The organism is Pantoea eucrina (genome assembly GCF_002095385.1).
GTDB classification, from domain to species: domain Bacteria; phylum Pseudomonadota; class Gammaproteobacteria; order Enterobacterales; family Enterobacteriaceae; genus Pantoea; species Pantoea eucrina.
The window spans coordinates 27007-49913 of record NZ_MIPP01000017.1; the positions used below are offsets into that span (position 1 = coordinate 27007).

At 57.6% G+C, this 22907-nt stretch carries 6 protein-coding genes; 3 read left to right on the plus strand and 3 right to left on the minus strand.

Going from position 1 to position 22907, the window contains the following annotated elements:
* Positions 1 to 55: 55 nt before the first annotated feature.
* The 3 genes from HA43_RS09445 to speA all read right to left on the minus strand — a co-directional run bounded on the left by HA43_RS09445 (position 56) and on the right by speA (position 18317).
* Positions 56 to 14680, minus strand: coding sequence for an Ig-like domain-containing protein (locus HA43_RS09445; RefSeq protein WP_094111529.1), 14625 nt, complete (start codon positions 14678 to 14680; stop codon positions 56 to 58).
* A 304-nt stretch (positions 14681 to 14984) separates the two neighbouring features.
* Positions 14985 to 15674, minus strand: coding sequence for an EAL domain-containing protein (locus HA43_RS09450; RefSeq protein ID WP_094111530.1), 690 nt, complete (start codon positions 15672 to 15674; stop codon positions 14985 to 14987).
* A 663-nt stretch (positions 15675 to 16337) separates the two neighbouring features.
* On the minus strand, positions 16338 to 18317 hold the full coding sequence (speA, locus tag HA43_RS09455; protein WP_039380074.1) for a biosynthetic arginine decarboxylase: 1980 nt from the start codon (positions 18315 to 18317) through the stop codon (positions 16338 to 16340).
* A 785-nt stretch (positions 18318 to 19102) separates the two neighbouring features.
* On the opposite strand from speA, the gene metK reads away from it, so the two are divergent.
* From metK to HA43_RS09470, 3 genes are all read left to right on the plus strand, one after another.
* Positions 19103 to 20254, plus strand: a complete 1152-nt coding sequence (gene metK, locus HA43_RS09460; protein WP_071668584.1) for a methionine adenosyltransferase — start codon at positions 19103 to 19105, stop codon at positions 20252 to 20254.
* Positions 20255 to 20866: 612 nt separating this feature from the next.
* Positions 20867 to 22261: a sugar porter family MFS transporter gene (locus HA43_RS09465; RefSeq protein WP_065648236.1), complete on the plus strand. Its 1395-nt coding sequence runs from the start codon at positions 20867 to 20869 to the stop codon at positions 22259 to 22261.
* A 98-nt stretch (positions 22262 to 22359) separates the two neighbouring features.
* Positions 22360 to 22872: a SprT family zinc-dependent metalloprotease gene (locus tag HA43_RS09470; protein WP_139803626.1), complete on the plus strand. Its 513-nt coding sequence runs from the start codon at positions 22360 to 22362 to the stop codon at positions 22870 to 22872.
* Positions 22873 to 22907 lie beyond the last annotated feature (35 nt).

Genomic DNA, 22907 nt, shown 5'->3' on the forward strand with positions numbered 1-22907 from the left:
AGAATAGAGAAAGGGCACCTCCTGTGCCCGTGATGCTTCCCTGCGTCACACACCACTATGCCGTGTGGTTTTGGTGCGGTTGCTGCAGCAGCTCCTCCAGTGACACGTTAACGCCTTCCAGCGTGATCAGCTGCGTAGTGCTGTAGCCCGTCCCGCTACCGTCACGATCGATTGAAAGCACGGTGCTGCCATCAGAAGTATGGTCCACTTTCACGAAATCATTAATATTACTTGTGGAATCATTCCAGCCGATCAGCAGTTCACTGATATCAATCTTGTCTCCCTGGGCGACGTTAAAGTCGGTCCAGGTGTCGTGGCCGTTGCCGCCGGTGGCGTCAGCGCGATCCAGCAGATGGTAAACCAGCGTATCTGCGCCGGCGCCAGCGGTGATGGTGTCATCGTAGGCGCTGCTGGTCAGCGTATCGTTACCGCCGGTTCCGTTAATGGTCGGGTGCAGCTCAATGGTGAAGCTGTGGCTGGTCAGGGTGCCGTCCCGGCCCGCCAGGGTGTAACTGAATACCTCCTTATGCGTAATGTTCTGGACGTTAACATCCGCATTGAGTGAGTAGGTGTAGCTTCCGCTGGCGCTGACCTGCAGCACGCCGAACTCACCGGCTACCTGCGTCATACCGGCCGCTCCCACCGTGGTTTCCGCCCCCAGAGCATTAGTGATGGTTAAGGTTCCGCTGTGCGTGCCGGCGCTGTCAGCCCAGATGCTGCCGCTCGCGTCATGCTCAGCGCTGCTGCTTTCCGCCAGCAGACTGGTGGCGGCAAACAGCGTGGCCGCCGGGCCGTTATGCAGCGTTACCGTCAGCGTGGCGGAGGTTACCGTGCCGCTGGCGTCCCGCACTGAATAGGTAAAGGTATCCGTCGCCGGCAGCGTGTCGATATTCAGTCCCGCTTTCAGCGCATAGGTATAGTTGCCTCGCGCATCCAGGGTCAGCGTACCGTAGCTGCTGTTGATCACCGTATTACCCGTGCCGGCAACCGTTGCGCCGCCCGCCGTTGTAACCGCCACACCGGCCGGTACCGTACCGGCTATCGAACTGGTGTCGTTCGCCAGCAGATTACCGGTGACGGTGGCCGCCGTGGTCACCGCCAGCGTGGTGAAGTCTGACACCGTGCTGATGGTGGTGGTGGGCAGGATGCCCACACTCACGTTGGAACCAATCACTACCGCATAGTTACCGGTGCCCAGGTTGCTGTAGGTCACGTTGGCCCCGGTCTGGGTGCCCAGAGAAATCAACCCGGTGGAGAGATAGTTACCCCGCGTATTGATCAACTGCCAGCTGCCATTCGCCTGCTGTTCATACAGGTAGAGGGAGTAGGTTGAGATCAGGCTGATACCGCCCACCGAACCATTGAGCGTAACGGTGCGGGTATCATCCGGCCCTACGCTGAAGACAAAGGCGTTGCCGCTGGAGAGCACGCTGGCATTCAGCACACTTCCCAGTCCGATGTTCGCCAGCGCAATATGGGAGACGCTGGTAGTGCCATTGCTGATAGTCGCCTGCGTGGTGGTGTAATCCACCTCGTTGCTGTCGTTGGTTGCGACTACGCGAATCGCCCCGAGTACGGAAGCGCCAGCAGAGACGTTGCCCGCGCGATCTGTCTGCACCACTGACAGAGCAGCGCCGGTGATTTGCGGCGAGGTCAGCGTAATGCTGAAGCTGCCGCTGGCCTGCACCACACCGCTACCGATAGCGTTACCGCTGGCATCGCGTACCGTGACAGTAGCATTAGCCTCACCGGTGCCGGTTAAGGTGGTGCCGGCTGCGTTAACCTGCAGCCCACCCACTGCTGCTGGCGGTACGGTATCGACGTTCACCGTTGCGGTGGTGTTACCGGTGCTGACGTTACCCGCCGCATCGGTCACAGTGGTACTTAAGGTGTGCGCCCCGTTCGTCAGCGCGGCAGGAGTAAAGGTCCAGGTCCCTCCGCTGCCGACGCTGACTGAGCCAATCGCCGTCGCGCCATCAAAGATGGTGACAATAGCTCCCGCTTCTGCCGTACCGCTCAGCACTGGCGTGGTGTCACGGGTGAACGCACCGTTTGCCAGCGTAACCGGTGTGGTGCCAGCATCGTCAGTGATAGTGAGCGTACTTGCCACGGGTGCCACGTTATCCACCACCAGCGTGGTGGATACCTGCGGGCTGACGTTGCCTGCCGCATCAGTCTGCGTCACGCTCAGCGTATGACTTCCATTGCTAAGCGTACCAGTGATGAAGCTCCAGGTACCGTTCGTACCGACCGTGGTGCTGCCCAGCACTTGCGTCCCTTCGTACACGGTAATGCGGGCGCCTGACTCACCGTTCCCGGAGAGCAGCGGCGTACTGTCGCTGGTAAAGCCGTTGTTGGGAATAGTGACAGCGGTAATGCCGTTGTTGTTGAACGCCGTCAGATTGGTCACGGCCGCTGGAGCGATGGTGTCAATCACCACTGTCGCCGCCGTGCTGCCGCTGACATTACCTGCTAAATCCGTAACGGTCACCGTAAGCGGATGCGAGCCATTATTCAGCGGCGTCAGCGGCGTGAAGCTCCAGCTGCCGTCCGTCTGTACAATCGCCGTGCCCAGTAGCTGACCATTATCCTGAATACTCACGCGCGCCCCGGCTTCTGCTGCGGCTACCGTACCGCGCAGCGTTGGCGTAGTGTCGTTAGTAGAACCTCCGTTCGCCACTGTCGCCCCGGTAACATCATTAATGATGGTCAGGGTGGAATTGACTGGCGCTACGGTATCCACCGTCACGTTAATCGCATCTGAACGCGGCCCGACGTTACCAGCGCTGTCCGTAACGGTGACGCTCAGCGCATGCGCACTGTTGCTCAGGGTGGGTGAGATAAAGCTCCACGCGCCCTGGGCGTTTGCAATCGCCGTACCCAGCACCGTGTTGCCGTCGTACACCGTTACCCTGCCGTTCGCCTCTGCCGTGCCGTTCAGCGTCGGCGTGTTGTCATTGGTGATACCGCTGTTAGCGACCGGCGCTCCCGTCACATCATTGGTCAGCCGTAGTCCGGTCGCCGCCAGCGGTGCGATGGTGTCGATGGTCAGGGTGATGGCAGCGTTTGGTCCGGTGTTGCCAGCCGCATCCGTTGCCGCGACGTTAAAGGTATGCAACCCGTCCGGACGCACGCTGGTGACAAAACTCCAGCTGCCATTGCTGCCCGCCGTGACCGAGCCCAGTATCGTATCGCCATCGCGAATCGTGACCACGCTGTTGGCCTCTGCCGTACCGCTCAGGCGCGGCGTATTGTCATTGGTCACACCGCTTGCCGCAATATTCACCGGCGTACTGCCATTGTTGTTGGCCGCCGTCAGCGCAGTGACCGCAGGCGGTGGCGTCACATCGATCATCACGCTGCTGCTGGTGGTACCGCTGACGTTACCCGCCGCATCTGTCACCGCAACGTTGAGCGTTACCATGCCTTCACCCAGCGCCGTGCCTGGGGTAAAGGTCCAGTTGCCCGTCGCATCGGCAATTGCCGTACCCAGCAGGGTGTCACCGTTGCGCAACGTAATGGTGCTGTTGGCTTCTGCTCTGCCGCTCAGGGTTGGCGTGGTGTCGTTAGTCACACCGCCGTTCGGGATCGCCGCGCCGTTGCCGTCGTTGGTTACGACCAGCGTTGAAGCGACTGGTGCGACCGTGTCCACAATCACCGTAACCGGCGCAGTACGCGATCCAATGTTACCGGCCGCATCCGTTACCGCCACACTCAGGCTATGCGCGCCGTTCGCCAGCGTCGGTGAGGCGAAGATCCAGCCACCGTTGCCATCGACTGTTGCCGTCCCAAGCAGGGTATTGCCATCGTAAACGCTGACCGTAGTGTTGGCCTCCGCGCTCCCGCGCAGCGTTGGCGTGGCGTCATTGGTGGCTCCCCCGGCTGGGATATTTACGCCCGTGACATCGTTCTGTACCACCACATTGGTAGCGATAGCCGGTGGCGTCGCATCTACGGTCAGCGTAAACGTTGCGGGTGTGCTGGCGTTTCCTGCGGCATCCCGGGCAACCACACTGAAGGTGTGCTGACCGTCAGGCAAGGTATTGGTGGTAAAGCCCCAGTTACCGTCTGCCGCCGCAATGACCGAGCCAACCGGCGCACCATTTTCGCTAACGATCACCAGCGATCCTGCTTCCGCCGTGCCGCTCAGGCGTGGCGTGTTGTCACTGGTGAGTCCGCCTGCCGCGATTGCAACCGGCACGCTGCCGTTATTGTTGCTGGCCGTAATGGTGACCGCATCCGGTGCTACGGTATCAATATTAACCGTGGCGCTGGTGGCCGCGCTGACGTTGCCCGCCGCATCGGTCACGGTCACGTTGATGGTATGTGCACCTTCACTTAGCGCTGTCGCTGGCGTATAGCTCCATGTCCCGCCCGGCGGCACCGTCAGCGTAGTGAGCGGTGCACCATTGTTAGTGATAGCGATCGTACTGCCCGCTTCAGCCGTTCCGCTCAGCGTCGGCGTGCTATCAGAAGAAACCCCGCCGCCTGGCACCGGTTGCGCGGTTTGGTCGTTAGTAATCACGAGCGTTGAAGCATTCGGTGCAACAGTATCAACAGTAAAGCTAAATGCCAGCGTGCGTGGGCCAATATTGCCTGCCGCATCGGTAACCGACACGCTCAGCGCGTGCTGGCCCTGGCTCAGAATCGGCGCAGAGAAAGTCCAGTCACCGCCACCGCTGGCAACCGCTGAACCGATGGCGATATTGCCATCATAAATGGTAACAATGCCGCCAGGCTCTGTGCTGCCGGTCAGAACCGGCGTACTGTCGTTGATGACAGAGCCGGCGGCGATGGGTTGCGCCGTGCCGCTACTGTCGTTGCTGACCACCAGATCGGCAACCGCTACCGGCGCAACGGTATCTACCGTAATACCGATGATGTCAGAACGCGGGCCGGCATCGTTACCGGGGTCTTCTGCGGTGACATACCACGAGTAGGTTCCGTCCGTCAGCGTCGGGGTATAGCTCCACTGCCCGCTGGCATTCGTCGTGACGCTGGCAATCTCTGTTTCATCCACTGCGTTATAGATGCGAATGATCTCACCTGGGTTTGCTGCACCGCTCAGGGTTGGCGTATTGTCTTTTGTTACCGCATTGTCCGTCAGCGTCACCGGCGTGGTGCCGCTGTTGTCGGTGATCTGTAGTGATGAGGTTGCCGGTGGCAGATCCGCCTGCACGTTGACGTCGAATGGCGCGGAAGGCGCACTGACGTTACCCGCTGCATCCGTGACGGTTACGGTAAAGGTATGTACCCGGTTACTCAGCGCTTCGGTGGTGAAGGTCCAGCTGCCGCCCGCGCCCGCCGTTGCCGTACCCAGCAGCACGGTGCCGTCATAAATTGACACAGTGCTACCCGCTTCTGCCGTACCACTCAGCGTTGGCGTGTTGTCATCCGTCGGGTCACCGCTGTTCAGCTCACCGGTCGTGCCGCCCACATTATCCGTTACTGTAAAACCAGCAACCGGCGCAGGTGCAACGGTATCAATATTGATGGTAACCGGCCCGGTCGGCACACTGACGTTGCCCGCGGCATCCACCACCTGCACCGAGAAAGCATAGGTACCGTCATCCAGCGCGCCGGTTTCAAAGCGCCACACGCCACTGGCATCCGCCTGCGCTGAACCAATGACCGTGTCGCCCTGCAGCAGAGTAACGAGGGCACCGGCTGCTGCGGTACCGCGCAGTACCGGCGTGCTGTCGTTGGTAAAGCCGTTATTGCTGACCAGCTCAGGCGCACTGCCGTTATTGTCGTAAATATCAAACGTCAGCACCGGATCGGGCGCGATCGTATTGATCGTCAGACTGACATTCACCGGTTCACTGCTGTTGCCTGCCGCATCGCTGACGATGACTGACAGGTTGTAGCTGCCATTAGGGAGCGGATTAGTGTTCAGGCTCCAGCTGCCATCGTTGCCCACCGTGGCCGAACCCACCAGCGCATTATTGTCATAGACACTAACCGTGGTACCCGGCTCTCCCCTGCCGCTCAGCAGCGGCGTGTTGTCATTGGTCGCACCGCCGCTGGCAATGGTCGCCGGATTATCCGCATCGTTATCGTTCTGCACCAGCAGCCCGCTTACCGGCTGCGGCGGCGTCGCGTCCACCTGCAGCGTAAAGCTGGAGGATGGCGCACTGACATTGCCCAGCGCATCGGTCACGGTTGCGGTCAGCGTATGCTCACCGTCGGTCAGCGCCGGTGATGAGAAACTCCACGTGCCGCCAGCTGTGGCGATGGTTGAGCCTAACACTACGTCGCCATCATAGATGATGACCAGGCTAGCCGGCTCGGCTTCGCCGCTCAGCAGCGGCGTGTTGTCATTAGTGAATGTGCCATCCGGCACAGTCACCGGTTCGGCACCATTATCATTAGTCACCACCAGCGTGGCCTGCGCCGGCGCCTGGCTATCCACCGTAAAGGTGAGCGGCGCGGTCGCCGGACCGGTATTGCCGGCAGCATCGGTGACGGTCACCGTCAGGCTATGCCCGGCGTTGGTTAAGGTCGGCACGCTGAAGCTCCACTCACCGGCATCACTGGCAATCGCGGTGCCAATTGGCACCCCGTTATCCAGGATATTCACCCGGCTACCCGGCTCGGCGGTGCCGGCCAGCAGCGGCGTGTTGTCGCTGGTGGTTGAGCCAGAGATAATCGGTACAGTTGTGGTGCCGTTATCATTAGACAAGGTGAGATCGGCCGCCTGCGCAGGCGGCGTGGCGTCGATAGTTAGCTGTGCGGCCACAGGTGCGCTCAGGTTACCGGCGGCATCGCGCGCCGTGACCGTCAGAGTATAGTTGCCGTCCGTCAGCGGATTTTGTGGCGTAAAGCTCCAGCGGCCACTGTCACCAACGGTGACTGTACCCAGCTCGCCGTTCTGGCTGGCAATAACGATCACGCTGCCCGGATCGCCTGCACCGCTGAACAGCGGCGTGCTGTCATTGGTCAATCCGCCGTTCGGAATGATGACCGGTTCGCCGCTGCCGCTGTTATTGGCAATAGAAAGTTCCGTCACCGCTGATGGCGCTACGGTATCAACATTAAACGCGATAATGTTGCTCGGCTCACTGACGTTGCCCGCCGCATCCGTTACGGTGACGCTCAGATTATGCTGACCGTCGGTAAGAATCGGTGAGTAACTCCAGGCCCCCTCTTCATCTGCCGTTGCGGTGCCAATTGGCGTCTGGCCGTCATAGACAATGATGGTGCTGTTGGCCTCGGCCGTACCGCTCAGCAGCGGCGTGTTGTCACTGGTGCTGCTGCCGGAAGCGATTGGCGTAGCCGGATCCGCGTCATTGTTCACCAGTTGCAGACCCGCTGCCGCGTCAGGCGCATCGGTGTCCACGGTAAACGTAATCGGCTCCGAGCGCTCGCTGACGTTACCGGCAGCATCTGTCTCAGTAACTGACAGGCTGTGCGGTCCGTCGCTCAGCTCACCGGTGACAAACAGCCACGAGCCATCTGCGCCCACGGTCACCGTTCCCAGCGGCGTAGTACTGTCACCGTCATAGATGGTGATGATGCTGCCCGCGGTGGCCGTGCCGGTCAGTTCCGGCGTCGCGTCGTTGGTCGAGCCGCCTGACGGTATAGCCACCAGCGCGCTGCCTTCGTTATTACTTAGCGCTACGTTCAGCGGCGCATCCGGCGCGGTAAGATCGATGGTAAAGTTGTAGGGCGCGGATTCCGGGCCGACGTTACCCGCCGGGTCGGTGACACTGGCGGTCAGACTGTGCGGCCCCGCATCCAGCGCCGTTTCCGGCGTGACGCTCCAGCTGCCATCAGCGCCAGCAGTGGCGGAGCCGATGACGACCCCGTTATCGCGCACGATCACCAGACTATTCGGTTCGGCGCTGCCGCTTAACACCGGCGTGGTGTCATTAGTCGCGCCGCCGGCAGCCACTGGTATAGCAGGATCGGCCTCATCGTTTGACAACTGCAGTCCGGCAGGCTCGGCAGGCGCTTCGGTATCCACCGTGAAATCGATAGCGGCAGAAGGCTCGCTGACATTACCTGCCGGGCTGGTTACCGTGGTGGTCAGACTGTGATCGCCCTGACTCAGCACCGGAATCGGGAAGGTCCATGCACCGCTGCTGTCCACCAGCACGGTGCCGAGCACGGTATTACCATCCAGAATCGTTACGGTGCTGCCTTCCGCTGCGCTGCCGCTCAGGACAGGCGTGGTGTCATTGGTCGCGTCGCCGCTGGTCACCGGCTGGTTGGCGGTACCGTTATTGCTGATGAGTTCTACCCCGCCCGCGGCTGGCGGTGTGGTCAGGTCGATAGTGAAATTGATAGCCGTCGACGCAGGTCCGCTGTTGCCCGCGGCATCGGTGACCACCGTCGTCAGGCTATGCGCACCCGCCTCCAGCGCAGGGTCAGGCGTGAAGGTCCAGCGACCGTCTGCATCGGTGCGCGCCGTGCCAAGCAATTCATCATTATCGTAAATAGCGACCGAGCTGCCGGGTTCCGCGCTGCCGCTGAACTGTGGCGTCACGTCATTAGTCACGCCATTGATCGGCAGCGGCGCGGTGCCGTTATCATTCGTCAGCTGCAGGTCGTCCGCGACCGCCGGAGCGGTGAGATCAATGTTGACCACAACCGGCCCGGAAGGAGGGCTGGTGTTGCCTGCCGGACTGGTCACGGTAGCACTCAGGCTATGACTGCCCTCACTGAGGGCGTTCGGCGGTGTAAAGGTCCAGATGCCATCATCGCCCACGCTGACCGTACCGAGTTCAGTGGTGCCATCAAACACCGTGACCGTGCTGCCTGCGGCTGCGCTGCCACCGATCGCCGGCGTGCTATCGTTGGTAAAACCGCCTGCAGCAATCGGTACCGGCGTGGTGCCGTTGTCGTTTACCAGAGTTATGCCGGTGGGAGCATCAGGCGGCGTGACATCGATATTGATCGGCAGCGCTGCCGACGGCTCGCTGCTGTTACCGGCCGCATCCGTTACCGTAACCACCAGGTTGTGCTCGCCCGGAGAGAGTACCGGTGAGGTAAAGCTCCAGCGGCCATCGTTACCGACCACCGCGCTACCCAGCGTGTTGTTGCCGTCGCTAATGGTGACCGTACTGCCAGGTTCGGCGCGTCCGCTAACTACCGGCGTGGTGTCATTGGTCACGCCGTTATTGATCGCGACTGGCGTGCCGCTCCGATCGTTGCTGAACACCACATCGCTGGCAACGGTCGGCGGCGTGGTATCAATGGTCACCACCAGCGGCGAGGATGCCGGGCCGGTATTACCGGCAGGATCGGTTACGGTGGTGGTCAGGCTGTGATCGCCTTCGTCCAGCGCATTGTCCGGCGTAAAGCTCCAGTTGCCGTCGCTATCGGCAATCGCCGTTCCCAGCTCATTAGTGCCATCTGAAACGGTGATGGTGCTGCCTGACTCAGCGGTGCCGCTCAGCACCGGCTGCGTGACGTTGGTTACGCCACCGGAAGTAATCGCATCGCCATCGCCGTTGCTCAGCTGCAAGCCACCGGCTGCCGCCGGCGGCGCGGTATCAACAATCACCACCACTGGCGCAGATGGCGTGCTGATGTTGCCTGCCGCGTCACTTTGCGTCGTGGTCAGGCTGTGGTTACCCTCGCTCAGCGCTGGCAGAGTGAAGCGCCAGTTGCCGGTATCATCCACCGTGACGCTGCCCAGCGGCGTGCTGCCATCAGAAACAGTCACAACACTGCCCGCTTCCCCGCTGCCGCTTAATACCGGCGTGCGGGTATTGGTGGTTTCACCCGGCGGGATTTCTGCGCCCGCTCCGTTTTCCAGCACCAGGCCACCCGGTGCGCCCGGCGCAACGGTATCAATGGTGATGGTGAGGGTATTACTTTCCACCACGGTTCCGGCGCTATCGGTGTAGGTGGCGCGGAAGGCATAGGTGTTATCCAGCAGCGGATTCGGGGTAAAGCTCCAGAGGCCATCACTGCCCGCAATGACGCTGCCAATTTCAACGTTTCCATTAAACAGCGTGACCAGCACACCCGCTTCAGCACGGCCGCTGAGCACCGGCGTGGTGTCCTGCGTGCTGTCGTTATTCGCCAGTACCACCAGCGTACTGCCGTTGTTATCAGCCACCACCAGCAGTTCATTGGTCGGCGGGATGCCTGCATCCACCGTCAGGTTAAAGGCTGGCGAGGCCGGGCCAACGTTACCGGCAGCATCGGTGACAGTAGTGGTGAGCGAATGCGCACCGTTGGTCAGCGCAGCCGGGGTAAAGCTCCAGCTGCCGTCGTCACCTGCCGTTACTGTTCCCAGTAACGTACTGCCATCGTAGATGCTGATGACCGAACCGGCTTCTGCGGTGCCGCTTAGTGCCGGAGTACTGTCAGCCGTGGTGGCACCGCTGCTCAGCGGAACACCCGTGCCGCTGCTGTCATCGCTGACCAGCAGGTCGCTGATAACAGCAGGTGCAGTAGTATCAACGGTGAAGTTCAGCGCCGGCGTGGCCGGGCTGGCGTTGCCTGCGGCATCGGTGACCACCGTACTCAGGCTGTGACTGCCATCAGCCAGGGTGGGCAGCATAAAACTCCAGCCACCGCTGGCGCCCACGGCCACGCTACCCAGCACCGTGGTGCCATCCAGAATAGTCACAACGCTGCCCGCTTCCGCCTGACCGCTAAACATCGGCGTGCTGTCATTGGTGGCGATGCCGTCGGTAATGGGTACCACCGTACTGCCCGCGTCATTGCTCAGCGTCAGCTCGCTGGCTGCTGGCGGCGCCACGGTGTCGAGCGTGATGGAGAGCGCGGCGCTTTCAATGGTATTGCCGTTACCATCGTCAAAGGTAGCACGGAAGGTATGCACGCCATCCTGCAGACTCAGCACCCGGTAGCTCCACTGACCATTAGCATCTGCGGTTACTGAGCCCAGTACTGTCGCACCGTCATACAATGTCACGATGCTGTTTGCGCCAGCAAGACCGGTCAGCAGCGGCGTGCCATCGTTGGTTATATCGCCGTTGTTCAATCGCTCCAGCACGTTGCCGCTCTCGTCATACACTTCCAGTGACAGAGAAGCCTGCGGTGCGCCCGCGTTAATGGTCAGGGTAAAGTCTGGTGTCGCCGGACCCACATTACCTGCCACATCGGTGACTGTAACGGTAAGCGTGTGCAGACCATCACTTAGCGCTGGCGTAGTGAAGCTCCAGCTGCCGTTACTGTTTACGGCCACAATGCCCAGCAGTACATCTCCGTCATACACACTGACCTGACCGTCAGGCTCTGCTGTACCGCTAAGGGTCGGGGTGCGATCGTCAGTGGTATCACCGGAGATTAATGCGCCCTGCTGAGCGCCCACGTCGTCGCTGACCAGCAAATCAGCGATCGCTGCTGGCGGTACGGTATCGACGATGATGTTTATTGCAGGCGAGGCCGGCCCGGTATTGCCTGCGGCGTCAGTTACGGTAGTAGTGAGACTATGCGCGCCTTCTGTCAGCTCAGGCGTGGTGAAACGCCAGCTGCCATCGGCATTAACCGCTGCCGAACCCAATACCATATCGCCATCACTGATGGTCACTACGCTGCCAGGTTCTGCCGTTCCGCTGAGCAGCGGCGCGTTGTCATTGACGTTACCGTTTGCTGCGATCGGCACCTGCAGGCCATTGCTTTCACTACTGACGATAAGATCTGCCGCGGCGGCTGGGGGAGTAGTATCAATAGTAAAAGTAACCGGCGCCGAGGCCGGGCCGCTGTTGCCAGCAGCGTCGGTGGCCGTGGCTGTCAGGCTGTGGTTTCCTTCAGTCAGCTCTGGCGTGGTGAAGCTCCAGCTGCCGTCTGCATTCACCGTGGCGCTACCCAGCACCGTGTCATTATCGCGCACGATAATGATGCTGTCCGGTTCCGCGCGGCCGCTTAAAACCGGCGTCGTATCATTAGTCGCGGCCCCTGCAACAACCGGCACAGCGGTTTCGCCTTCATCATTGACCAGCTGCAGACTATCTGGTGCGGCAGGACCCGCAGTATCGATAGTGATAGCAATCGCTGGCGTTTGCGACACCTCGCCATTGTTGTTGATGATGCCGTAGAAACTGTGCGGACCATCATCCAAAGTACCCACCTGATAAACCCACTGTCCGTCTGCATCGGCGGTGACGCTGCCCAGCTCGGTCGTTCCGTCGAAGAGCGTAACGATGCTGCCCGGCGCCACAACGCCGCTCAGAACTGGCGTGTTATCGCGCGTGCTCGCGCCATCAGCCAGAGTAACCAGCGTATTGCCCGAGTCGTCGGTGACCTGCAGCTCGCTGGTGGCCGGTGGCAGAGCAGCATTAACCGTAAAGTTAACGGCTGAAGACGCTTCGCTACGGTTGCCCGCTGCATCTGTGACGAAGGCGGTCAGGCTGTGTGCCCCGTTGCTCAGCGCCGGAGTGGTAAAGTTCCAGCTGCCCTCTGCGTTTACTGCCGCGCTGCCCAGCAGAGTTCCGCCATCGTAGATCTGTACAACGCTACCGGGTTCCGCCTGGCCGCTCAGCTCTGGCGAGCGGTCATCGGTGATTGACCCGCCCGCTACCGGGCCGGTTTCATCACCGACACTGTCGGTCAGCACCAGCTGCGAGGCGGCCGCTGGCGCAATGGTGTCCACTGCAAACTCAATCGGCTCAGAGGCCGGACCGGTATTGCCCGCCGTATCGGTCACGGTAGTGGTCAGGCTGTGATCGCCTTCTTCCAGCGTCGGCACCGCAAAGCTCCAGCTGCCATCACTGCCTGCGGTGACGCTGCCGATAGCAGTTTCGCCATCATAGATAGTCACTGTACTGCCAGGTTCCGCGCTGCCGCTTAGCATCGGTGAAGTATTATTGGTCGCGCCACCGCTGGCGATCGGTTGCGGCGTGCTGCCGCTGTTGTTAATCAGCTGCACATCACCTGCAACAGCAGGCGGTGTGGTATCAATGCCAAATTCAATCGGCGATGAAGCCGGGCCGGCATTACCGGCGGCATCTGTCACCACGGTGGTCAGGCTGTGATCGCCCTCACCCAGCGCTGGCGTAGTGAAACTCCACTCACCGTTGCTGCCCACGGTCACCGTGCCGAGTACCGTATCACCATCGAGAATGGTCACTGTGCTGCCGGGTTCCGCTGTGCCATTCAGGGTTGGTGTAGTGGTATTGGTCACTCCACCGGAAGGAACGGGTTCAGCTGTCGTTCCGGTTCCATCTGAAAGGTTCAAATTGCCCGCGCTGGCAGGGGGTATAGTATCAATGATGAGCGTGATGGTTGGGGTTTGCGTCACGTTACCGCTGGCATCCGAGACGGTGGCTGAGAACGCGTAGCTGCCATCAACCAGTGAGCCCGGCGTAAAGCGCCACTGCCCATCCACATCCGCGACTACACTGCCTATTGGCGTTGTGCCGTTATACAGTGTGACAAGGCTGCCTGGCGTAGTTACGCCGGTGAGCGCGGGTGTCGAATCAGACGTGCTGGCACCGTTTGCCAGCAATACCGGGGTTGCGCCGCTATCATCGTAGATTTCCAGCGCGGTAGTGGCAGGCGGCAAAACAGCCTGCACAATAATGTCGAAAGAAGCAGACAGTGCGCTAACGTTGCCAGCCGCATCGGTCAGCGTGACGGTAAAGCTGTGGCTGCCAATAGCCAGCTCTGGTGTCGTAAAACTCCAGCTGCCATTTGCACCGACGACGGTGGTACCCAGCAGCGTCTGCCCGTCATAGACAGTCACGATGGCGTCCGCCTCGCCGCGACCGTTTAATACCGGCGTCCTGTCATCAGTAGCGGAACCGTCGGGAATAGGTGTCGGGGTACCGCTATTATCTGTAAGCGTCAGCTCCGTGGCGGCGGCTGGTGGTTGCGTATCCACGGTAAACGTAATGCTACTGCTAACCGGGCTGCTATTACCCGCAGCATCCGTGGCCGTGACGCTCAGGCTATGCTGACCTTCGCCCAGCGGTGAGGTGGTGAAACTCCAGCTGCCATTTGCGTCTGCCGTTGTGCTGCCAATCAGCGTCGTGCCATCGTAAATGCGGATAATTGCACCCGCTTCGGCGGTGCCGCTCAAGGTTGGCGTATTATCTGCGGTTGCCGTACCGTTAGTAATAACTCCCTGCTGATTGCCGGCATTGCTGATAAGCTGCAGACCGGTAGCCGCAGCCGGTGGCGTGGTATCACCGCCGCCGTTATTACCGCCTCCTCCGCCAGGATTGTTGCCCCCGTTACCAGGGGTAGTGCCGCCGCCGTTATTGCCACCTCCCCCGCCAGGATTGTTGCCTCCGTTACCAGGATTAGTGCCGCCGCCGGAATTATCCGTATCGCCACCGCCACCGCCGCCACCGCCGCCGGTCGCAAACAGCGCCCCGATACCGGCCAGAGCCGCGCCGCCAATACCGAATGCGGCAATCGTGCCGTTATCCGTTACGTTTTCTGCCAGCAGACCTTCAGTGCTGTCGATCGACACATACTGAAAGCCCTCTGTGCCGGGATCTTCAACCCACCAGAGCGCACCGCGATCGTCCTGCAGGACCAGATCGCTGTCGCCATTGGCGCTGTAAAAATCATGAATAACAAGTGTTTCACCTGATTTAGTGGTTACGACTAAATCATTACCATTGCGTGTGAAAGCCTTAATGTCAGCCTGATTCAGGTTAAGTTTAACCACACTGGGTGCGTTCAGCGTAACCTGAGTACCGCTCACTTCGTTAGCAATCGTCCCACCTTTGGGCGTGATAGAAATATTGTTCATGTTATCGGGATCCCGCGCAGATATAAGTTTATGAGCGTTACTGGCACGCCCGGTATCATCAGATACCGCTTGCTATCGCAAGTAATTCAGTGAATTACTTACATCCTTCATCGGCCGTTCTTATTCCGGTAAAAGAGTAAGAACAGCGCTGAACAGGTTTAATTGCGGATTCAGAAAGGACATCAGGCGTTATGCGGAATACAGAAGCGTGATTCAGAAGTGAATATAAGCGCAGCAGGCACGCTTACCTTTTCAGCTGAAATGACTTTCTGCGCAGACCATAATCGCAAAGCTGTGTGCTGAATTACGCAAATAAATCATCAAGATAAACACTCTGCCAGTGGTAACCCTGCATGCCATAAACGGGCTTATGCGCAAGCAGATCCACATAGTGCTGATTTTCAACCCCCTCAACAATGACGCCGCGGCATAATTGATTAAGGTGATTAAGCAGAATGTCAAAGGTGCGGTCTTCGCTGAATTGCCAGAAAAACGCTTTATCAATCTTGACGATCTCAAATATTCCGCTGTCAAGCATGGTCAGGCTTGAATAACCCGGACCAAAATTGTCGAGCCAGAGAGGAGCCGGCGTAATTTTCGCTACGCCTTTAAGGGTCAGCAGATCCTCACTATTAAAACGCGAGGTGAAAAATGCAGAGATTTCCAGCCGCAATAATGCAACAGACGCCAGTTTTTCCTGAATGACTTCGTCTGCAAATATGCCGGCAACAATATCTCTGTCTACGTTTACGCTGATAACCTGGTTAAGCCCCTGCTGACTAAGCTGAATAATATTTTCGACCTGGTGAAGGAATAGCTGCCATTTCTCATCGGCAGAAAGCAGAGAGAAAAAATGCTCTTCTCTGTCGGGATTGCGTTGTGTAGTTGTCGCTTTTTTTTCTTTAAAACGTGTCAGCAGCTCCCATGAAGTCACCTCTCCGGTCAGACTATGAACGGGTTCCAGCAAGAAAACCGGATTAAAACGCTCGGTCATGGCACCCTTCCTGAAGACGCTGCTGATAAGACTCTAAAGATCAGACTTATTCATGTTATCTTAAATCGAAACATCGACAAAAATTACTATAACAACTGGAGATTAGCCTGCAATTTACATTTTGAAAAATAGTTTTCAGCTAAAAATGGCCCTGAAATGATAGCTAAAACCAATCATTTTTTGACAACCATTCCGGTAATATTCTATAACTGGCACCTGTAAATAAGCCTGTTTTCTTGCACCGCGCGAGCATCCGCGCCTCACTTAGCGTTATATTACTGATTTTAAGTTAAATTAATGTTAAGGCGCAGCGTTATTAGCGTTTCACTTTAGCGATAACCGGCTATTTTTCAGGAAACCTGGAGCCAGTAAATGCGCCAGATGCATCACAGCTAAAAACATCTCTTATTTATTAAAAACATAAATAAATTATGATTTAAGGATAAGCGAAACATAAAAAAATTTATCAATACATAAGAAAATGCAGAGCCAGAGCGAGCAGTACCGGTAGAGGATATTGATTTTTAAGCCAAACTGATCGGACAGCAGCGGCAGAAGAAAACGAGGAAGTGGCGCTCGTATGAAATAGTGAATTACGTCACAAACCAGAAAAAATTTTACAGCAAAAAAAAAGGGCCCCGCAGCCCGATACGTTATTACTGATTATTCATCTTCAAGATAGGTATAACCATAAAGGCCGCTTTCAAACTCGGCAAGGAACTGCGATCGCAGCTCTTCATCTATATCCTGCTGTTGTTTCACCTGATCGCGGAATAGCGTCATCAGATCGTCCGGATTCAGCTGTACATATTCCAGCATGTCAGCGACGGTATCCCCTTCATCTGATAACTGCACTTCCACGCTGCCATCCTGGAAAGCAAACACATCTACTGCTTCGGTGTCACCAAATAGATTATGCATATTGCCGAGGATCTCCTGATAAGCACCCACCATAAAGAAGCCCAGCATTGGCGGATTATCCACATCATATTCAGGCATCGGCATAGTGGTTGCGATCCCGTCACCGTCAACGTAATGGTCGATTGTCCCGTCGGAGTCACAGGTAATATCCAGCAGCACAGCGCGACGCTGCGGCATCTTGTTCAGACCTTCCAGCGGCATAACCGGGAAGAGCTGATCGATACCCCAGGCATCCGGCATCGACTGAAACAGAGAGAAGTTAACGTAGATTTTATCTGCCATACGCTCCTGCAGCTCATCGATAATCGGGCGGTGTGCACGATTGCTCGGATCCAGATGCTGCTGGATATAGTGACAAATGCTCAGATAGAGCTGTTCCGCCCACGCGCGTTGTCCCAGATCGTAGGTGCCGGATGAGTAGCCGGTGTGGATATCAAACAGATCCATCTGGCTGTCATGCAGCCATTCACGCAGCGAACGGCGCACATTGGGCTCATGCATCTCCTGCCAGGTATCCCACAGGCTCTGAATCGGGCGCGGTGCATCCGTATCAGGTGCGACCGGCGTGCTGAATTCATTACGCTCTACGCCAATGATATTAGAGACCAGCACGGTATGGTGTGCCGTTACGGCGCGGCCTGACTCAGTGATCACCGTCGGATGTTCAAGACCATGCTCTTCGCAGGCGTCGCCAATCGCCCAGATAACGTTATTGGCATACTCATTCAGGCCATAGTTTACCGAGCAGTCAGACTGGGAGCGGGTGCCTTCATAGTCCACCCCCAGGCCGCCGCCGACGTCAAAGCATTTAATATTTACGCCAAGCTTTGCCAGCTCAACATAGAAGCGGGCAGATTCGCGTACGCCAGTCGCGATATCGCGGATATTCGCCATCTGCGAGCCGAGATGGAAGTGCAGCAGCTGCAGGCTGTCAAGCCGGCCAGCTTTGCGCATGATATCCACCAGCTGCAGCACCTGAGATGCCGCCAGGCCAAACTTCGATTTCTCACCACCGCTCGACTGCCACTTACCCGAGCCCTGCGAGGCCAGGCGCGCGCGGATGCCGAGACGCGGTACCACATTCAGACGCTCCGCCTCTTCCAGTACCAGACGGACCTCGGTCATTTTTTCCAGCACCAGGTAGACTTTGTGGCCGAGCTTTTCACCGATCAGCGCCAGCCGGATATATTCACGATCTTTATAGCCATTACAGACGATAACGGTGCGCGTTTTGCCCGCGTGCGCCAGTACCGCCATCAGCTCTGCTTTTGAGCCCGCTTCAAGGCCCAGCGGTTCACCCGAGTTAACCAGCGATTCAATGACGCGCTTGTGCTGATTAACCTTGATCGGATAAACCAGGAAGTAGTCGCCTTTATAACCATAGGATTCGCGTGCGCGCTTGAACGCCGCGTTGATGGAGCGCAGGCGATGCTGCAGGATCTGCGGAAAACAGAACAGCGCCGGCAGACGCTGACCGTCAGCCTCGCGCTCTTTGACCAGCTTCGCCAGGTCAACCCGCACCTCAGGCCGATCGGGATCCGGACATACGCTGATATGGCCCAGCTCGTTTACGTCGTAATAGTTATTGCCCCACCAGGCGATGTTATAGGTGCGCAGCATACGGCTCGCTTCCTGATCGCTTATCGCCACCTCCTGCATTGAGCGGAGGACACCCTGTTCGCCAGCTGACGAACCCTTGATATTCTTCATGTCGTCAGACATCGCGAACCTCAGTTTTCTGTTGAAATAGTAGAGAGTTATCAGGTACTGCTGGTGCGTTTGCGGCTAAAAACTTATTCATGCTGCGTGTCCCGCCTCATCAGGTTACCCCGGGTGTTACTGCCAGTAAGTGTAAAACATCGTGCTGCAGTCAGTGGAAATCCAATCGGATTTGGCACGGCTGCGGGTGTAAATCACGCGCGTGTGCTGGTGTCTGATTTCAGCCGCAGTTTAATGGCTATGCATGTCGTCATGATTGCGCGGCGGCAAACATCGACAGAAAGAACAGGAAGAGTGAACAGCAGAAAGAGAGGCCAGCGCGCAAAATATGCGCTGTGAACCAGAGAGCAGATGGGAACGGTTCATTACTTTACTCACCTCCAGCGCCTGCGGGCAGCATGCGGAAACGGAGCGGAAAAAAATCAGACACGGTATCTGATCGTGCAACGCCTGACGGCGTCCTGGCATCAATAGCGGCGTTTTATACCGCCAGCCGGGTAAAATTGCAAAATCTTTGTCCCCGCCCTGCGCGCGCTGTCAGCAAAAGCTTCCAGTAAGCCGCTTTTTGAAACAAACCGAATCAGAAAAAGCTCTGGTAAAATGCACATCGGGTAACCTAAAATAGCCGTCCAGATGGTTTTCCATCTAAACTGAATAAGTTCCAGGCGGTGTGAGCCTGGCGTGCTGACACTCCCTGCTGCTCGTGGCTTTGCCTGAAGGGGCGCTAAGCAGGTTTTTCACTGGCGCTATGCAGTCGAATTCAACCCATTTCTAAGGTAAAGAACAGAATGGCTAAACACCTTTTTACATCTGAGTCCGTATCAGAAGGACATCCTGATAAGATCGCTGACCAAATTTCCGATGCCGTGCTGGATGCCATCCTCGAACAGGATCCGAAAGCGCGCGTGGCCTGCGAAACTTACGTCAAAACCGGTATGGTACTGGTAGGCGGTGAAATCACCACCAGCGCCTGGGTCGATATTGAAGAGATCACCCGCAATACCGTACGTGAGATCGGCTATGTTCATTCTGATATGGGCTTTGATGCCAACTCCTGCGCCGTACTGAGCGCCATTGGCAAGCAGTCACCTGATATTAATCAGGGCGTAGATCGTACCGATCCGCTGGAGCAGGGTGCGGGCGATCAGGGTCTGATGTTTGGTTACGCAACTAACGAAACAGATGTGCTTATGCCTGCGCCGGTTACCTATGCGCACCGTCTGGTGCAGCGTCAGGCTGAAGTGCGTAAAAATGGCACGCTGTCCTGGCTGCGCCCGGACGCCAAAAGCCAGATCACCTTCCAGTATGATGGTGGCAAGATTGTTGGCATCGACGCTGTCGTGCTCTCAACCCAGCATTCAGAAGAGGTTTCTCAGGCCGATCTGCGTGAAGCGGTGATGGAAGAGATCATCAAGCCGGTGCTGCCTGCTGAGTGGATCAACGCCAGCACTAAATACCATATCAATCCGACTGGTCGCTTTGTTATTGGCGGCCCGATGGGTGACTGTGGCCTGACCGGCCGTAAAATCATCGTTGATACCTACGGCGGCATGGCTCGTCACGGTGGCGGTGCTTTCTCCGGTAAAGATCCATCAAAAGTTGACCGCTCTGCAGCCTACGCCGCGCGCTATGTGGCAAAAAACATTGTTGCTGCCGGCCTGGCCGATCGCTGCGAGATTCAGGTTTCCTACGCTATCGGCGTGGCAGAGCCAACGTCGATCATGGTAGAAACCTTTGGCACTGAGAAAGTACCGACCGAACAGCTGACGCTGCTGGTTCGTGAATTCTTTGACCTGCGCCCTTACGGTCTGATTCAGATGATGGATCTGCTGAAACCTATCTATAAAGAGACCGCCGCCTACGGTCACTTTGGCCGCGAACACTTCCCGTGGGAGCAGACGGATAAAGCCGCCCTGCTGCGCGAAGCCGCTGGCCTGTAAGCGCAGAGTATTCTGTTTAATAGCCCGCTCTGTGCGGGCTTTTTTATGCCTGAACGTACCCCACCGCTCTGATTTCGTAACTCATCCGGACCAGGGGTGGGTCATGTGTAACCACAGGGGCGGCATTTATGCCCCCCTGGCTGCGTACATCATCTGAACCAGGGGGCGCATTAATGCGCCCCCTGGGTGCCGTGCCGTTAATCGCCCTGCGTGCTTCCTGCCGGGTGAAATCCTGCGGCATAGCTGGCTTCAGGCTTTCCCGGGCATAAAATTTTTCACTGGCTACACTCTTATCACCGCTGTGATAACAAAGTGTTAACGATTACATTCTAAAACTCTTTTTTAATCTGTAATTTAGAGATTTTTCAGCGTAGTCATCACTCTGAAAATGCGTTATTTTCAGCGTCGTCTGATAGGCAATATTTAAAGCGATGTCAGAAACTTGAAGGGTGCTATACCTTACTGGCGAAGAGACTGTTCCGGGCAAAAAATGCTGGATTACAGGGTTTCGGCGTGTGTAATCGGTTACATTCGTGTGATCGCGCTCACTTTTTATCGTGTACAGGTCTCTTAGCATTAATAAAAAACAAGACAAATAACTTCGGAGGCTTTATGCCTGGTAATACTCACAAAAGCAGAACCTCAAACAAGGCGATGACCCTGTTTGTCTGCTTTCTGGCGGCGTTAGCCGGCCTGCTGTTCGGGCTGGATATCGGTGTCATCGCAGGTGCCCTGCCCTTTATCGCTAAAGATTTCAACGTTACTGCTCACCAGCAGGAGTGGATTGTCAGCTCGATGATGTTTGGCGCGGCGGTCGGTGCAATCGGCAGCGGCTGGATGTCATCACACCTGGGTCGTAAAAAGAGCCTGATGGCCGGCTCTGTGCTGTTTGTTATCGGTTCGCTGTGGTCAGCTATGGCGCCAAACCCGGAGATGCTGATTGCTGCCCGCGTAGTACTGGGCCTGGCAGTTGGCGTGGCTTCTTATACTGCCCCGCTCTATCTCTCTGAAATTGCACCAGAGAAAATCCGCGGCAGTATGATTTCGCTCTATCAGCTGATGATCACCATCGGTATTCTGGGTGCCTATCTCTCTGATACCGCGTTCAGCGCATCCGGAGAGTGGCGCTGGATGCTGGGCGTGATCACTATCCCTGCGATTCTGCTGCTGGTTGGCGTCTTCTTCCTGCCAAACAGCCCGCGCTGGCTGGCTGCGAAAGGTAACTTCCGCGATGCGCAGCGCGTGCTGGATCGCCTGCGCGACACCAGCGAACAGGCAAAACGTGAGCTGGATGAGATCCGTGAGAGCCTGAAAGTAAAACAGTCTGGCTGGCAGCTGTTCCAGGGCAACAGCAACTTCCGTCGTGCGGTGTTCCTCGGCGTGCTGCTGCAGGTGATGCAGCAGTTCACCGGCATGAACGTCATTATGTATTACGCGCCGAAAATTTTTGAAATTGCCGGCTTCGCCAACACCACGCAGCAGATGTGGGGTACGGTGATTGTTGGTCTGGTCAACGTTCTGGCGACCTTTATCGCTATCGGTCTGGTCGATCGCTGGGGCCGTAAACCGACGCTGGTGCTGGGCTTTATGGTTATGGCGGCCGGTATGGGCGTTCTCGGCACTATGCTGCACCTGGGCATCCACTCTCAGGGCGCACAGTACTTCGCCGTGGCGATGCTGCTGATGTTTATCATCGGCTTTGCCATGTCAGCCGGCCCGCTGATTTGGGTGCTTTGCTCTGAAATTCAGCCGCTGAAAGGGCGCGATTTCGGGATTACCGTCTCGACCACCACGAACTGGATCGCCAACATGATCGTGGGCGCTACCTTCCTGACCATGCTGAACACGCTGGGCAACGCGCCGACCTTCTGGGTCTATGCCGGCCTGAACCTGTTCTTCATTGTGCTGACGCTGGTGCTGATCCCGGAGACCAAAAACGTCTCGCTGGAGCACATTGAGCGTAACCTGATGGCAGGTAAAAAACTGCGCGACATCGGTCAGCAGTAATGTTTTACTGAGTGACAAGGGCTGCCTGCGGGCGGCCCTTTTTTATGGGCGCGACTGCCCGCTGCCGCGCCAGCGCAGCGTATGGTATGCTGCGCGCCATGAAAACTTCCCGCGTACCTGTCGCCTGTCAGCAGGCGGTCATGCGATCGCTGCGGCACTTTTTGCAGCTCGCCGCACAGCGCCTTGAATGCACCTTTGATGAACCCGCACTGCTCTACCAGCAGCGCGGCACTGCCGCAGGTACCGCCTGGCTGGAGAAGTGGGAGATCCGGCTGAATCCGGTGCTGCTGCAGGAGAATCTGCAGGCGTTCACCGACGAAGTGGTGCCGCATGAGCTGGCGCACCTGCTGGTGTGGAAGCGCTTCGGGCGCGTCGCGCCGCACGGCAAAGAGTGGAAGTGGATGATGGAGACGGTGCTGGGCGTGCCGGCACGCCGTACGCATCAGTTTGCCCTGAACTCGGTGCGCACCAACACCTTCACCTATCGCTGCAGCTGTCAGCAGCATCAGCTGACCGTGCGCCGGCATAATCGCGTGCTGCGCGGAGAGAGTGAATATCGCTGCGTTCGCTGTGGTTCACTGCTGCAGCCCGGCGAATTCAGCAGCATATAGCGCGCTAATCCCATTTCCCCGCTCCGGTCATTCTG